Genomic DNA, 12747 nt, shown 5'->3' on the forward strand with positions numbered 1-12747 from the left:
CCTCAACCATCTCATTGAGATGGTCTCGGTGAGAGGGAAGGTATGGTCTCAATGAGATGGTGTCAAGGTGACTGGGAGGCGGCGGAGGATGGCGGAGTACAGCCCGGCGAGATATGTCGTGCTCGGTCTGATCGCGCGGCACGGGGCGATGACGCCGTACGAGCTCAAGTCCCGCGTCGAGGACGACATCCAGCCGTTCTGGCCGATCCTGCATGCGCAGCTGTACCGCATCCCGGCGGAGCTGGCGCAGGCCGGTCTGCTGCGGGAGGAGACCGAGACGGCGGGCCGCCGCCGGCGGATCTTCCACCTCACGGCCGAGGGCCGCGCCGCCCTGGAACGCTGGCTGGCCGACCCCGACACCCCCGAGGCGGAGACCCGCGACCCGGCCCAGCTGAAGCTGTTCTTCGCCGATCTCGGCACCGCCGCGGACATCGTCGCGCTGGCCACCCGCCAGGCCGAACGGCACCGCGGATGGCTCGCCCACTACGAGTCGCTGCGCGCGGCCCTCGATCCGGCCGAGGACTCCCGGCAGCGCTCCCGGGCCCGGTTGCTGCGCCTCGGGGTGCTGCACGAGCGCGCCCACGCGGAGTTCTGGGAGTCGGTGGCCGCCGACCCGGACCGGCTGGACGGCTGAAGCCGACGGCGGCGGCGGACGCGCAACCGCCGCTACCGGACCGGCCGGGCAACCGCCGCTACCGGGCCCAGCGCCGCTACCGGACCAACCGCCGCTACCGGACCGGCCGCGCCACCGCCGCGTCCCGCGTCAGCCAGGCGTTCGCCGCCTCGACGCGGCTGCCGACCCGCAGCTTCGCGTAGACGTGCTCCAGGTGTTTGTCGACCGTGCGCGGGCTGATCGCCAGCCGGTGCGCGATCTGCTGGTTCGTCAGACCACGGGCCAGCAGGGCGAGTACGGCGGACTCCCGGCGGGTGACCGGCGGCGGGGCGGGCAGCGCCGGGGCGAGCCGGGTGAGGACCCGGGTGAGCCGGCTGCGGAGCAGCGCGGCGGTGGCCACGTCGTCGTCGGAGAAGTCGCTGCCGTTCCGGCTGACCGCCACGCACACCTTGCGCGGCGGCTCGTCGGCGCGGCCGGCCGGGAAGGACATCGCCAGCTGGTGTTCGGCGCCGAGCGGCCGGTAGACGTCCGGGTAGGCGGCCAGTGCGTGGAACTCGCGGCGGGTCTGCAGCGTCGAGCGGCGCATCGGCGTGCCGGGGCCGACAGTGGTGTGCAGGACGAGGGAGTCGGAGGCCGCCTCGCGGTCGAAGGCGTCGCGGACGTCCTGGCTCAGCAGGCCGGCGGGGACGGTGAACGGGCGCTCCGTACTCCCGGCGTGCGGCGACCAGACGATGCTGTCGCCGGGGACCGCCCCGAGCAGCAGCGGAAGCAGCACCGGAACGAGGGTTTCCTCGTCGACGGCATCGATGACGGCATCCATCAGGAGGTCCACGACGGCGAGGATCCGTCGCAGGCCGACCTCCGCGGCCGGGGTCATGTACCCAGCGTGCCGAGGGGGCCGGGGCCCGTCAAGGCAGATCCGCCCGGCCCCGGGGTGCCACCCGGCCGGCCGGGGGAAGACCGGCCGGGCGCGTCAGGCGCGGTTAACGCCCGACGGCATAGACGCGGTTGACCGGACTCTCGGCGGCGAGCCGCCAGTGGTGGAGCCCGGCATCGTCGGCGATCTTCCGCATCGCCTCCTCACCCGCGTGGTTCCCCAGCGCCTGCGGTCCGTGCTGGGCCAGCGCGGACGGCAGGCAGACGGCGACCGAGGCGGCGGTCAGCGCCCGGCCCACCGGATTGGCGTTCTCCTGGGCGTTGGCCGACCCGTTCGGCTCGACGATCATGCAGGTGCCGCCGTCGGCCAGCGCCTGCTCGGCGTGCCGCAGCGCGCCGCCCGGGTCGCCGATGTCGTGCAGGCAGTCGAAGAACGTGATCAGGTCGAAGCCCTCGCCCGGGAAGTCCTGTGCGGTGGCGACCTCGAAGCTGACCCGGTCGGCCAGTCCCCGCTCGGCCGCGATGCCGCGGGCGGCCTCGACGGACGGGCGGTGGAAGTCGAAGCCCCGGAAGTACGACCGGGGGAAGGCCCGGGCCATCAGCGTCGTGGAGTAGCCGTAGCCGCATCCGACGTCGGCGACCCGCGCACCGCGCTCCAGCTTCTCCACCACACCGTCCAGCGAGGTCAGCCACTCCGGTACCAGCGCGGCCGTGTAGCCGGGGCGGAAGAACTTCGCGGTGCCGGCGAACAGCGCCGGTCCGTGCTCCTCCCAGCCGACCCCCTCGCCGGTGCGGAAGGCGTCCATCAGGCTGTCCTCGGTGGCGTACACGGCCTGCAGCATGGTGAAGAACCCGGCCGCGTACGTGCTCCGGTCCGGATCCGCCAGGACGGCGGCGTGCTCGTCGGGCAGCTGGTAGGTGTCGGTCCCCGGGGCGTACGTGACGTACTCGCCGGCCACCTGGGCGTCCAGCCATTCGCGGACGTAGCGCTCTACCAGGCCGGTGCGGGCGGCGAGCCGGGCGGAGGTGAGCGGACCGGCGCCGGCCATGGCCGTGTACAGGCCCAGCCGGTCGCCGAGCGAGGTGCACAGTCCGGCCACCGCGGCCCCGCCGTCGGTGATCACCTTCTCCAGGAACTGCTGCACCCGCTCCTGGTCCACGGCGCCGGAGGGGGCGCCGGCGGAGGTCGAAGTCGCCACGTCCCGCACCTCCCGTCGCCTCCAGGCGGCCACCAGGTCGCCTTCCACTCCACCAGCCCCGCCGCCCCGCGCGCCATACGGGATTCGCCGTATACGGCGGGCCCCGGGCGCCCGCCGACACTGGAAGCGAGGAGGTGCGCCATGCGCAAGAAGATCGACTGCCGTGACTACCCGAGCGAGATGAACTGCTCCCTCGTGATCTCCGGCGAGGAGGAGGAAGTGGTGCGCGCGGCCACCGAGCACGCCATCTCCGTCCACGGCCACACCGACAGCACCGAGCTGCGGGAACAGATCCGGGAATCCCTGAAGAACGAGATGCCGCAGCCCGCCTGAGCCCCGGCCCTCATCCGGCCGCCGGGGAAAGCCGAGGCCATCGGCCGCCCCGCAGCACGGGGCGGCCGTTCGTACGGCAAAAACTCAGGAAGAGAGCGAAGAGAGCGAAGAGAGCGAAGAGAGCGCAGTGTGATTCAGCGCTTCGCGGGGGCGAGGACGCAGAACTCGTGGCCTTCCGGGTCGGCCAGGCACGTCCACGGGACGTCACCCTGGCCGAGATCGAGGTCGGTGGCGCCGAGGGCCCGCAGCCGGGCCACCTCCGCCGCTTTGTCGTCACCCGGGTACGGCAGGAGGTCGAGATGGACGCGGTCCGGCACGGTCTGCCCGCCGGGCGTGCGGAGGAATTCGAGATACGGGCCGACACCCTCGGCGGAGCGCAACACCGCACGGTCGTCGGCCACCTCGTGCAGCGTCCAGTCCAGCGCCTCGTCCCAGAAGCGGGCCATGGCCCGCGGATCCGCGCAGTCGACCACCACCGCGGCGATCGGCCCGGTGTCCCGGTAGATCTCCCGGGGCTCCAGCACGCAGAACTCGTTGCCCTCGGGGTCGGCGAGGACCGTCCACGGCACGTTTTGGCCCTGGCCCACGTCGGCGGGCGTCGCGCCGAGGGCCTTCAGGCGCGCGACCAGCTCCGCCTGATGGGCCGCGGAGGTGGTGGCGAGATCGAGATGCACACGGTTCTTCGTGGTGGTCCTGGGTTCCGGGACGGCGACGACGTCGATGCAGACGGCGACCGGGTCCGGCCAGACGAAGCCGCCGCCGGGTTCCACGTTGGTCACGCCCGGCCCTTCGCTGGACAGGCCCCAACCGAGCGCCTCCGCCCAGAACCGGCCGACCGCCGAGTGATCAAGAGCCTTGATGTTCACCTGAACAGGTCGCAGTGCCATGCCGGCGATCTTAGGTGCCGGCCTGCCACGACATCCGCAGGACGGCGTTGCATAAAACTGTTGTAGTCCGTATAGTCATGCCATCGACGAGGAGGGTCCATGACGGTACGAGCGGCAGTGGCCGGTGCGAGCGGATACGCGGGCGGTGAAGTCCTGCGCCTGCTGCTCGCCCACCCGGACGTGGAGATCGGCGCGCTGACGGCCAACTCCAACGCCGGGCAGCGCCTGGGCACACTCCAGCCCCATCTGTTCCCGCTGGCCGACCGGGTCCTCGCGGAGACCACCCCCGAGGTCCTCGCCGGCCACGACGTCGTCTTCCTGGCGCTGCCGCACGGCCAGTCCGCGGCCGTCGCCGAGCAGCTCGGCCCGGACGTCCTCGTCGTCGACATGGGCGCCGACTTCCGGCTCGCGGACGCCGGCGACTGGCAGAAGTTCTACGACAGCGAGCACGCCGGGACCTGGCCCTACGGCCTCCCCGAACTCCCGGGTGCCCGCGCCGCCCTTGCGGGCTCCAAGCGCATCGCGGTGCCCGGCTGCTACCCGACGGCCGTCTCGCTGGCCCTCTTCCCGGCCTACGCCGCGGGGCTCGCCGAGAACGAGGCCGTGATCGTCGCCGCCTCCGGCACCTCCGGCGCCGGCAAGGCCCCCAAGCCGCATCTGCTGGGCTCGGAGGTCATGGGCTCCATGTCCCCGTACGGCGTCGGCGGCGGGCACCGGCACACCCCCGAGATGATCCAGAACCTCAGCGCGGTCGCGGGGGAGCGGGTCTCGGTCTCCTTCACGCCCACGCTCGCGCCCATGCCGCGCGGCATCCTCGCCACGTGCAGTGCCAAGGCCCGGGACGGGGTCACCGGGGAGTCCCTCCGCGCCGCCTACGAGAAGGCGCTCGCCGACGAGCCGTTCGTCCACCTGCTGCCCGAGGGGCAGTGGCCGTCCACGGCCGCCGTCCACGGCTCCAACGCCGTACAGATCCAGGTCGCGCACGACGAGGCCGCCGGCCGCATCATCGTGATCAGCGCCATCGACAACCTCACCAAGGGCACCGCCGGCGGTGCCGTCCAGTCCATGAACATCGCCCTCGGTCTCGACGAGACGACGGGGCTCACCACGATCGGAGTCGCGCCGTGAGTGTGACGGCAGCCAAGGGATTCCAGGCGGCGGGCATCGCCGCCGGGATCAAGGACAGCGGGAACCCGGACCTGGCCCTCGTGGTCAACAACGGGCCCCGCCACGCCGCCGCGGGCGTCTTCACCTCCAACCGCGTCAAGGCCGCCCCCGTCCTGTGGTCCGAGCAGGTCCTCAAGGGCGGCACGGTCTCCGCCGTCGTCCTCAACTCCGGCGGGGCCAACGCCTGTACGGGCCCGAAGGGCTTCCAGGACACCCACGCCACCGCCGAGAAGGTCGCCGAGGTCCTCGACCTGAACGCGGGCGAGGTGGCCGTCGCCTCCACCGGCCTGATCGGCGTCCTGCTCCCGATGGACAAGCTGCTCCCGGGCGTCGAGTCCGCCGCCGCGCAGCTCTCCGAGCACGGCGGTGAGAAGGCCGCCATCGCCATCAAGACCACCGACACCGTCCACAAGACCGCCGTCCACGAGGGCGACGGCTGGACCGTCGGCGGTATGGCCAAGGGCGCCGGCATGCTCGCGCCCGGCCTCGCCACCATGCTCGTCGTGCTCACCACGGACGCCGACCTCGACGGCGACGTCCTGGACCGGGCCCTGCGGGACGCCACCAAGGTCACCTTCGACCGGGTCGACTCCGACGGCTGCATGTCCACCAACGACACCGTGCTGCTGCTCGCCTCCGGTGCCTCCCAGGTCACGCCCGCATACGCGGAGTTCGCCGAGGCCGTACGGGCCGTCTGCGACGACCTGGGCCAGCAGCTCATCCGGGACGCCGAGGGCGCCAGCAAGGACATCAAGGTCGAGGTGATCAACGCGGCGAGCGAGGCGGACGCCGTCGAGGTCGGCCGCTCCATCGCCCGCAACAACCTCCTCAAGTGCGCCATCCACGGCGAGGACCCGAACTGGGGCCGGGTGCTCTCCGCCATCGGCACCACCGCCGCCGCCTTCGAGCCGGACCAGCTGAACGTCGCCATCAACGGCGTCTGGGTCTGCAAGAACGGCTCGGTCGGGGAGGACCGCGACCAGGTCGACATGCGCTACCGGGAGGTGCGGATCACCGCCGACCTCGCCGCCGGCACCGAGTCCGCGGTCATCTGGACCAACGACCTCACCGCCGACTACGTCCACGAGAACAGCGCGTACTCCTCATGACCCCTACCCGCAAGCACACCGCGCTGCCCAAGGCCCGCACGCTCATCGAGGCGCTGCCCTGGCTGACCCGCCACCACGGCAAGACCGTCGTCATCAAGTTCGGCGGCAACGCGATGGTCGACGAGGAGCTCAAGCGCGCCTTCGCCCAGGACGTGGTCTTCCTCCGGCACGCCGGACTGCGCCCCGTCGTCGTGCACGGCGGCGGCCCGCAGATCAGCGCCCATCTGGACCTGCTGGGCCTGCCGTCGGAGTTCAAGGGCGGCCTGCGGGTCACCACGCCCGAGGCGATGAACGTGGTCCGGATGGTGCTGGCCGGCCAGGTCCAGCGCGAGCTCGTCGGGCTGCTCAACGAGCACGGCCCGCTCGCCGTCGGCATGACCGGTGAGGACGCCCGCCTGATGACCGCCACCAAGCACTACGCCGACATCGACGGCGAGCGGGTGGACATCGGCCGGGTCGGCGAGATCACCGACATCGACCCCGGCGCGGTCCAGGCGCTGCTGGACGACGGCCGGATCCCGGTCATCTCCTCCATCGCCCGCAGCAACGACGAGGAGGACGAGCGGTCCGGCGCCTCCGGTGTCTTCAACGTCAACGCCGACACCGCGGCCGCCGCCCTGGCCGCCGCCCTCGGCGCCGAGACGCTGATGGTCCTCACCGACGTCGAGGGCCTCTACGAGGACTGGCCGCACAGCGACGAGGTGATCTCCCGGCTCACCGCCGGCCAACTGGAGAAGCTGCTGCCCGACCTGGCCAGCGGCATGGTCCCGAAGATGCAGGGCTGCCTGCACGCCGTGCGCAACGGCGTGCACACCGCCCGGGTCATCGACGGGCGGGTCCAGCACTCGATCCTGCTGGAGATCTTCACCGACGAAGGGATCGGCACGATGGTCGTGCCGGACGCGGAAACCGAGGGGGAGTCATGAGCCAGGAGGCACACGACCAGGGGCCGGCGACCAACGCGGGCCTCACCCGGCGCTGGCAGGGCGCCATGATGGACAACTTCGGCACCCCGCGCGTCCCCCTGGTCCGCGGCGAGGGCGTCAAGGTGTGGGACGCCGACGGCAAGGAATACCTCGACTTCCTCGGCGGCATCGCGGTCAACGCCCTCGGGCACGCGCACCCCGCCGTGGTCCGCGCGGTCTCCGACCAGGTCGCCACCCTCGGCCACGTCTCGAACTTCTTCGTCGCCGAGCCCACCGTGGCCCTCGCCGAGCGGCTGCTCGCGCTGGCCGGCGGGCGCCCCGGCCGGGTCTACTTCTCCAACTCCGGCGCCGAGGCCAACGAAGCCGCCTTCAAGATCGGCCGGCTGACCGGGCGCACCCACATGGTCGCCACCCAAGGCGGCTTCCACGGCCGCACCATGGGCGCCCTCGCGCTCACCGGCCAGCCCGCCAAGCAGGCCCCGTTCGCCCCGCTCCCCGGAGACGTCAGCCACGTCCCGTACGGGGACGTGGAGGCGCTCCGGGCCGCCGTCACCACCGACACCGCCCTCGTCGTCCTGGAGCCCATCCAGGGCGAGAACGGCGTGGTCGTGCCGCCGCCCGGCTACCTCCGCGCCGCCCGGGAGATCACCGCGGCCACCGGCACCCTGCTGGTCCTGGACGAGATCCAGACCGGCATCGGCCGGACCGGCCACTGGCTGGAGTCCCAGGCGCAGGGCGTCGAGGCGGACGTCATCACCCTCGCCAAGGGCCTCGGCGGCGGTCTGCCGATCGGCGCCACCCTCGCCTTCGGCCCCGCCGCCGGCCTGCTCACCCCCGGCTCGCACGGCTCGACCTTCAGCGGCAACCCGGTCGTCTGCGCCGGCGCCCTCGCCGTTCTCGACACCATCGAGGCGGACGGCGTGCTGGCGAACGTCAAGCGCGTCGGCGAGCGGCTGCGGGCCGGGATCGAGGCGCTGGGCGACCCAATGGTCGGCCAGGTCCGCGGCGCGGGCCTGCTCCTCGGTATCGTCTTGACGGAGCCGCTCGCGCCGCGCGTGCAGCAGGCGGCTCAGGACGCGGGTCTCCTGGTGAACGCGGTCGCGCCGGACGTCATCCGGCTCGCCCCGCCGCTGATCGTCTCCGACGACGAGGCGGACACGTTCCTGCGGAGGCTCCCCGCCGTCCTCAACACGGTCCGCCAAGGGGCCGACGGGGAACAACGATCCGGAGACTGACGAGACCGATGAGCGAGCCGCAGGACAACGAGGTGCACAACGGCCAGGCCGTACCGCAGACCCGCACCGCCCGCCACCGCCGGATCGTGGACATCCTCAACCGGCTGCCGGTCCGCTCCCAGAGCCAGCTCGCGAAGCTGCTCGCCGACGACGGCCTGTCCGTCACCCAGGCGACGCTCTCCCGCGACCTGGACGAACTGGGTGCGGTGAAGATCCGCAACACCGGTGGCGAGCTGATCTACGCGGTGCCCAGCGAGGGCGGCGACCGCAAGCCGCGGGCCCCGCTGGGCGAGTCCGCCAAGGAGGAGCGGATGCGCCGCCTCTCCGGCGAACTCCTGATCTCCGCCGAGGCGTCCGCCAACCTCGTCGTCCTGCGCACCCCGCCCGGCGCCGCCCAGTTCCTGGCCTCCGCCATCGACCAGGCGGAGCTGCACGACATCCTCGGCACCATCGCCGGCGACGACACCCTGATGCTCATCAGCCGCGACCCGCTCGGCGGCCAGGCCCTCGCCGACCATCTGCTCCGCCTGGCCCAGAAGGCCCGCTGAACCACCCGCCCCGCTGAACCACCCGCCCCGCCGTCCCGCCCGGCCGCGGGCGGGTCAGTGGTGCCCGCCCGCAGGAACGCCGAAGGCCCTGCCGCACCGAAGTGCGGCAGGGCCTTCTCGTGGGCCATGGGCCCTTTGCACCGTCGGGACGACAGGATTTGAACCTGCGACCCCTTGACCCCCAGTCAAGTGCGCTACCAAGCTGCGCCACGTCCCGGTGCTGCGGCCGGCCGGAGGAGTCCCGGCCGGGGCGTGCAGAAGAAAAATACCCTGTCCCGGGCCGCGAATCCAAAGCGGGGTCCCCGAGGGGCGCTTCCCGGCCTCGCGGCGGGGCGGTGGCTTCCGTGTTTCGATGGGGATATGGCTGAAATGTCGGACGGTGCGGGGATCCGGGCGCGGCGGGTGTACGAGCCGGCCGAGAAGGCGGACGGGGCGCGGGTGCTGGTGGACCGGCTGTGGCCGCGCGGGCTGTCCAAGGAGGACGCGCGGCTGACGGAGTGGTGCAAGGAGGTGGCGCCCTCCACGGAGCTGCGGCGCTGGTACGGGCACGAGGAGGCACGGTTCGAGCGGTTCGCCGAGCGGTACCGCGCGGAGCTGGCGCAGGAGGAGGCGGCCGGGGAGGCGCTGCAGCGGCTGCGGGGGCTCGCCGACCAGGGGCCGCTGACGCTGCTGACGGCGACGAAGGAGGTGCCGCTCAGCCATGTCGCCGTGCTGGTCGAGGTGCTGGAGAAGGGGCTCTGACGGGGTTCTGAGGGGTTCGACGGGTGGTCGATGCGTCCGGCCCGTCGCCGAGCTGACGTCGCTGACCTGGGCCTTTTCCCGGTTCATTGACGAAGCATACGGTGGAGTGCATACTTATGCCGATCGAGGAATGCACGTAAGGAGAGACCCGTGACCGAGCGCGTCGTACTCGCCTACTCGGGCGGCCTGGACACCTCCGTCTGCATCGGCTGGATCGCCGAGGAGACGGGCGCCGAGGTCATCGCCGTCGCCGTGGACGTCGGTCAGGGCGGCGAGGACCTGGACGTCATCCGCAAGCGGGCGCTCTCCTGCGGCGCGGTCGAGGCCGAGATCGCGGACGCCAGGGACGAGTTCGCCGACGAGTACTGCCTCCCGGCGATCAAGGCCAACGCGCTGTACATGGACCGGTACCCGCTGGTCTCGGCGCTCTCCCGGCCGGTGATCGTCAAGCACCTGGTGGCCGCCGCCAAGAAGCACGGCGCCACCACGGTCGCCCACGGCTGCACCGGCAAGGGCAACGACCAGGTCCGCTTCGAGACCGGCATCTCCTCCCTCGCCCCCGACCTGAAGTGCATCGCCCCGGTCCGTGACTACGCCATGACCCGGGACAAGGCGATCGCCTTCTGCGAGGCGAAGAACCTCCCGATCGCCACCACCAAGAAGTCGCCGTACTCCATCGACCAGAACGTCTTCGGGCGGGCCGTGGAGACCGGCTTCCTGGAGGACATCTGGAACGCGCCCATCGAGGACGTCTACGAGTACACCCAGAACCCGGCCACCCCGCGCGAGGCGGACGAGGTCGTCATCACCTTCCACGAGGGCGTGCCGGTCGCCCTCGACGGCAGGCCCGTCACGGTCCTGCAGGCCGTCAAGGAGCTCAACCAGCGGGCCGGCGCCCAGGGCGTCGGCCGGATCGACCTGGTCGAGGACCGCCTGGTCGGCATCAAGTCCCGCGAGGTGTACGAGGCGCCCGGCGCGATCGCGCTGATCACCGCCCACCAGGAGCTGGAGAACGTCACCGTCGAGCGCGAACTCGCCCGCTACAAGCGCCAGGTCGAGCAGCGCTGGGGCGAGCTGGTCTACGACGGCCTGTGGTTCTCCCCGCTCAAGCGGGCGCTGGACGGCTTCATCGAGGAGGCCAACCAGCAGGTGTCCGGTGAGATCCGGATGACCCTGCACGGCGGCCGCGCCGTGGTCACCGGCCGGAAGTCCGACCGGTCGCTGTACGACTTCAACCTGGCGACGTACGACACCGGCGACACCTTCGACCAGTCGCTCTCGAAGGGCTTCATCGAGCTCTTCGGCATGTCGAGCAAGATCGCGGCACAACGTCAACTGCGGGCCTAGGCCCTGTCGTCAAACTCCCGCCTGCCTCGCGACGCCTGGCACGCACGCTCGCTGCGTTGTCGGGCTCATCCCGGTACACCCAGTACCGGGATGACCCTCCGCCTTGCGATCGCACGCACCAGACGCCGCGAGGCCGCCCTCCGGGCGAACGACGGGAGTTTGACGACAGGGCCTAGCCCGACGCGACCCGGCCCGGGCCCGGCTCGTTGGCCCGACGGCAGTTCGTACCACGGCCGCCTCCCCGCCCAGCGGTGGGGAGGCGGCCGCACATCCCATCCCTTGCGAGGAGCAGAGTTGAGCAGCAACAGCGGTGACGTCCGGCTCTGGGGCGGCCGGTTCGCCGACGGTCCCGCCGAGGCCCTGGCCCAGCTGTCGGCGTCCGTCCACTTCGACTGGCGCCTCGCGCCGTACGACATCGCCGGGTCGAGGGCGCACGCCCGGGTCCTGCACCAGGCCGGGCTGCTCAGCGAGGACGAGCTGGCGCGCATGCTCGCCGGGCTCGACCAATTGGAGGCGGACGTCGCCGACGGCTCGTTCACCGGCACCGTCGCCGACGAGGACGTGCACAGCGCCCTGGAGCGCGGGCTGCTGGAGCGGCTCGGCCCGGATCTGGGCGGCAAGCTGCGGGCCGGCCGGTCCCGCAACGACCAGGTCGCCACCCTCTTCCGGATGTACCTGCGCGATCACGCCCGGATCATCGGCGGACTGATCGCCGACCTCCAGGAGGCGCTGATCGGCCTGGCCGAGGCCCACCCGGACGTGGCGATGCCGGGCCGTACGCATCTGCAGCACGCCCAGCCGGTGCTGTTCGCGCACCACGTCCTGGCGCATGTGCAGCCGCTGTCCCGGGACGCCGAGCGGCTGCGGCAGTGGGACGAGCGGACCGCCGTCTCGCCGTACGGCTCGGGCGCGCTGGCCGGTTCGTCCCTCGGTCTCGACCCGGAGGCGGTGGCCCGCGACCTCGGCTTCGAGCACGGCAGCGCCGGCAACTCCATCGACGGCACCGCCTCCCGCGACTTCGTCGCCGAATTCGCCTTCATCACCGCGATGATCGGGGTGAACCTCTCGCGGATCGCGGAAGAGATCATCATCTGGAACACGAAGGAGTTCTCCTTCGTCACCCTCCACGACGCCTTCTCCACCGGCTCGTCGATCATGCCGCAGAAGAAGAACCCGGACATCGCGGAGCTGGCGCGCGGCAAGTCGGGCCGCCTCATCGGCAACCTGACCGGCCTGATGGCCACGCTCAAGGCGCTGCCGCTGGCGTACAACCGCGACCTCCAGGAGGACAAGGAGCCGGTCTTCGACTCCTGCGACCAACTGGAGGTGCTGCTCCCGGCGTTCACCGGCATGATGGCCACCCTGACCGTCCACCGCGAGCGGATGGAAGAGCTCGCCCCGGCCGGCTTCTCGCTCGCCACCGACATCGCCGAGTGGCTGGTCAAGCAGGGCGTGCCGTTCCGGGTGGCGCACGAGGTCGCCGGCGGTTGCGTCAAGGAGTGCGAGGCGCACGGCATCGAGCTGGACGAGCTCACCGACGAGCAGTTCGCCAAGATCTCGCCGCATCTGACCCCCGAGGTCCGCGAGGTGCTCAACGTCCCCGGCGCGCTCGCCGCGCGCAACGGCCGCGGCGGCACCGCGCCCTCGGCGGTGGCGGTCCAGCTCGCGGAGCTGCGCGCCGACCTGGTGCGGCAGCAGGAGTGGGCGGCGGCCAAGCAGCCGCGGTAGACGACGACGGACCCGTACCGCCGGCCCGTATCCGGAAC

At 72.0% G+C, this 12747-nt stretch carries 13 protein-coding genes and 1 tRNA gene; 10 read left to right on the forward strand and 4 right to left on the reverse strand.

Annotation, left to right across the window (positions count from 1 at the left end):
- The first annotated feature begins 88 nt into the window (after positions 1 to 88).
- Positions 89 to 634 (forward strand): PadR family transcriptional regulator, encoded by a 546-nt coding sequence (locus ACGF4C_RS31250; RefSeq protein ID WP_393570739.1) that lies wholly within the window; start codon positions 89 to 91, stop codon positions 632 to 634.
- Between the two features lie 94 nt (positions 635 to 728).
- Here ACGF4C_RS31250 and ACGF4C_RS31255 read toward each other — a convergent pair whose 3' ends face one another.
- Both ACGF4C_RS31255 and ACGF4C_RS31260 read right to left on the reverse strand, forming a co-directional pair.
- Entirely contained in the window at positions 729 to 1490 is a 762-nt protein-coding gene (locus ACGF4C_RS31255; RefSeq protein WP_393570741.1) for a response regulator transcription factor, read from the reverse strand.
- 106 nt (positions 1491 to 1596) lie between these two features.
- A complete protein-coding gene (locus ACGF4C_RS31260; RefSeq protein WP_393570743.1) occupies positions 1597 to 2688 on the reverse strand; it encodes a class I SAM-dependent methyltransferase in 1092 nt (363 codons plus the stop codon).
- Between the two features lie 141 nt (positions 2689 to 2829).
- Here ACGF4C_RS31260 and ACGF4C_RS31265 point away from each other — a divergent pair, with 141 nt between their 5' ends.
- The gene (locus tag ACGF4C_RS31265; protein ID WP_393570745.1) at positions 2830 to 3021 is read left to right on the forward strand and encodes a DUF1059 domain-containing protein; all 192 of its coding nucleotides are present in this window, start codon (positions 2830 to 2832) and stop codon (positions 3019 to 3021) included.
- Between the two features lie 134 nt (positions 3022 to 3155).
- Here the strand turns inward: ACGF4C_RS31265 and ACGF4C_RS31270 are convergent, their stop codons facing one another.
- Entirely contained in the window at positions 3156 to 3908 is a 753-nt protein-coding gene (locus ACGF4C_RS31270) for a VOC family protein (protein ID WP_393570747.1), read from the reverse strand.
- A 99-nt stretch (positions 3909 to 4007) separates the two neighbouring features.
- Between ACGF4C_RS31270 and argC the strand changes: the two genes are divergently transcribed.
- From argC to ACGF4C_RS31295, 5 genes are read left to right on the forward strand one after another with little or no spacing between them, the layout of a single operon-like run.
- On the forward strand, positions 4008 to 5036 hold the full coding sequence (gene argC, locus ACGF4C_RS31275) for an N-acetyl-gamma-glutamyl-phosphate reductase (protein ID WP_393570749.1): 1029 nt from the start codon (positions 4008 to 4010) through the stop codon (positions 5034 to 5036).
- Positions 5033 to 6184, forward strand: coding sequence for a bifunctional glutamate N-acetyltransferase/amino-acid acetyltransferase ArgJ (gene argJ, locus ACGF4C_RS31280; RefSeq protein ID WP_393570751.1), 1152 nt, complete (start codon positions 5033 to 5035; stop codon positions 6182 to 6184). Before argC ends, argJ begins: the two co-directional genes overlap by 4 nt.
- On the forward strand, positions 6181 to 7110 hold the full coding sequence (gene argB / locus ACGF4C_RS31285) for an acetylglutamate kinase (RefSeq protein WP_393570753.1): 930 nt from the start codon (positions 6181 to 6183) through the stop codon (positions 7108 to 7110). Before argJ ends, argB begins: the two co-directional genes overlap by 4 nt.
- Positions 7107 to 8345 (forward strand): acetylornithine transaminase, encoded by a 1239-nt coding sequence (locus tag ACGF4C_RS31290; RefSeq protein ID WP_393570755.1) that lies wholly within the window; start codon positions 7107 to 7109, stop codon positions 8343 to 8345. Before argB ends, ACGF4C_RS31290 begins: the two co-directional genes overlap by 4 nt.
- A gap of 8 nt (positions 8346 to 8353) precedes the next feature.
- The gene (locus ACGF4C_RS31295) at positions 8354 to 8893 is read left to right on the forward strand and encodes an arginine repressor (RefSeq protein WP_030413081.1); all 540 of its coding nucleotides are present in this window, start codon (positions 8354 to 8356) and stop codon (positions 8891 to 8893) included.
- Between the two features lie 143 nt (positions 8894 to 9036).
- Here ACGF4C_RS31295 and ACGF4C_RS31300 read toward each other — a convergent pair.
- Positions 9037 to 9110 (reverse strand) — tRNA-Pro (locus tag ACGF4C_RS31300).
- A 152-nt stretch (positions 9111 to 9262) separates the two neighbouring features.
- On the opposite strand from ACGF4C_RS31300, the gene ACGF4C_RS31305 reads away from it, so the two are divergent.
- The 3 genes from ACGF4C_RS31305 to argH all read left to right on the forward strand — a co-directional run bounded on the left by ACGF4C_RS31305 (position 9263) and on the right by argH (position 12709).
- Positions 9263 to 9634, forward strand: coding sequence for a DUF488 domain-containing protein (locus tag ACGF4C_RS31305; RefSeq protein ID WP_393570836.1), 372 nt, complete (start codon positions 9263 to 9265; stop codon positions 9632 to 9634).
- A gap of 150 nt (positions 9635 to 9784) precedes the next feature.
- The gene (locus ACGF4C_RS31310; RefSeq protein ID WP_393570758.1) at positions 9785 to 10981 is read left to right on the forward strand and encodes an argininosuccinate synthase; all 1197 of its coding nucleotides are present in this window, start codon (positions 9785 to 9787) and stop codon (positions 10979 to 10981) included.
- 294 nt (positions 10982 to 11275) lie between these two features.
- Positions 11276 to 12709: an argininosuccinate lyase gene (argH, locus tag ACGF4C_RS31315; RefSeq protein ID WP_393570760.1), complete on the forward strand. Its 1434-nt coding sequence runs from the start codon at positions 11276 to 11278 to the stop codon at positions 12707 to 12709.
- Positions 12710 to 12747 lie beyond the last annotated feature (38 nt).

This window comes from Streptomyces sp. NPDC048197 (assembly GCF_043202395.1).
Lineage (GTDB): Bacteria > Actinomycetota > Actinomycetes > Streptomycetales > Streptomycetaceae > Streptomyces > Streptomyces siderophoricus.

Coding starts and splice junctions, on each gene's coding strand:
- ACGF4C_RS31250 (WP_393570739.1), top strand. CDS start 89: ATGGCGGAGTACAGCCCGGCGAGATATGTCGTGCTCGGTCTGATCGCG.
- ACGF4C_RS31255 (WP_393570741.1), bottom strand. CDS start 1,490: ATGACCCCGGCCGCGGAGGTCGGCCTGCGACGGATCCTCGCCGTCGTG.
- ACGF4C_RS31265 (WP_393570745.1), top strand. CDS start 2,830: ATGCGCAAGAAGATCGACTGCCGTGACTACCCGAGCGAGATGAACTGC.
- ACGF4C_RS31270 (WP_393570747.1), bottom strand. CDS start 3,908: ATGGCACTGCGACCTGTTCAGGTGAACATCAAGGCTCTTGATCACTCG.
- argC (WP_393570749.1), top strand. CDS start 4,008: ATGACGGTACGAGCGGCAGTGGCCGGTGCGAGCGGATACGCGGGCGGT.
- argB (WP_393570753.1), top strand. CDS start 6,181: ATGACCCCTACCCGCAAGCACACCGCGCTGCCCAAGGCCCGCACGCTC.
- ACGF4C_RS31290 (WP_393570755.1), top strand. CDS start 7,107: ATGAGCCAGGAGGCACACGACCAGGGGCCGGCGACCAACGCGGGCCTC.
- ACGF4C_RS31295 (WP_030413081.1), top strand. CDS start 8,354: ATGAGCGAGCCGCAGGACAACGAGGTGCACAACGGCCAGGCCGTACCG.
- ACGF4C_RS31305 (WP_393570836.1), top strand. CDS start 9,263: ATGTCGGACGGTGCGGGGATCCGGGCGCGGCGGGTGTACGAGCCGGCC.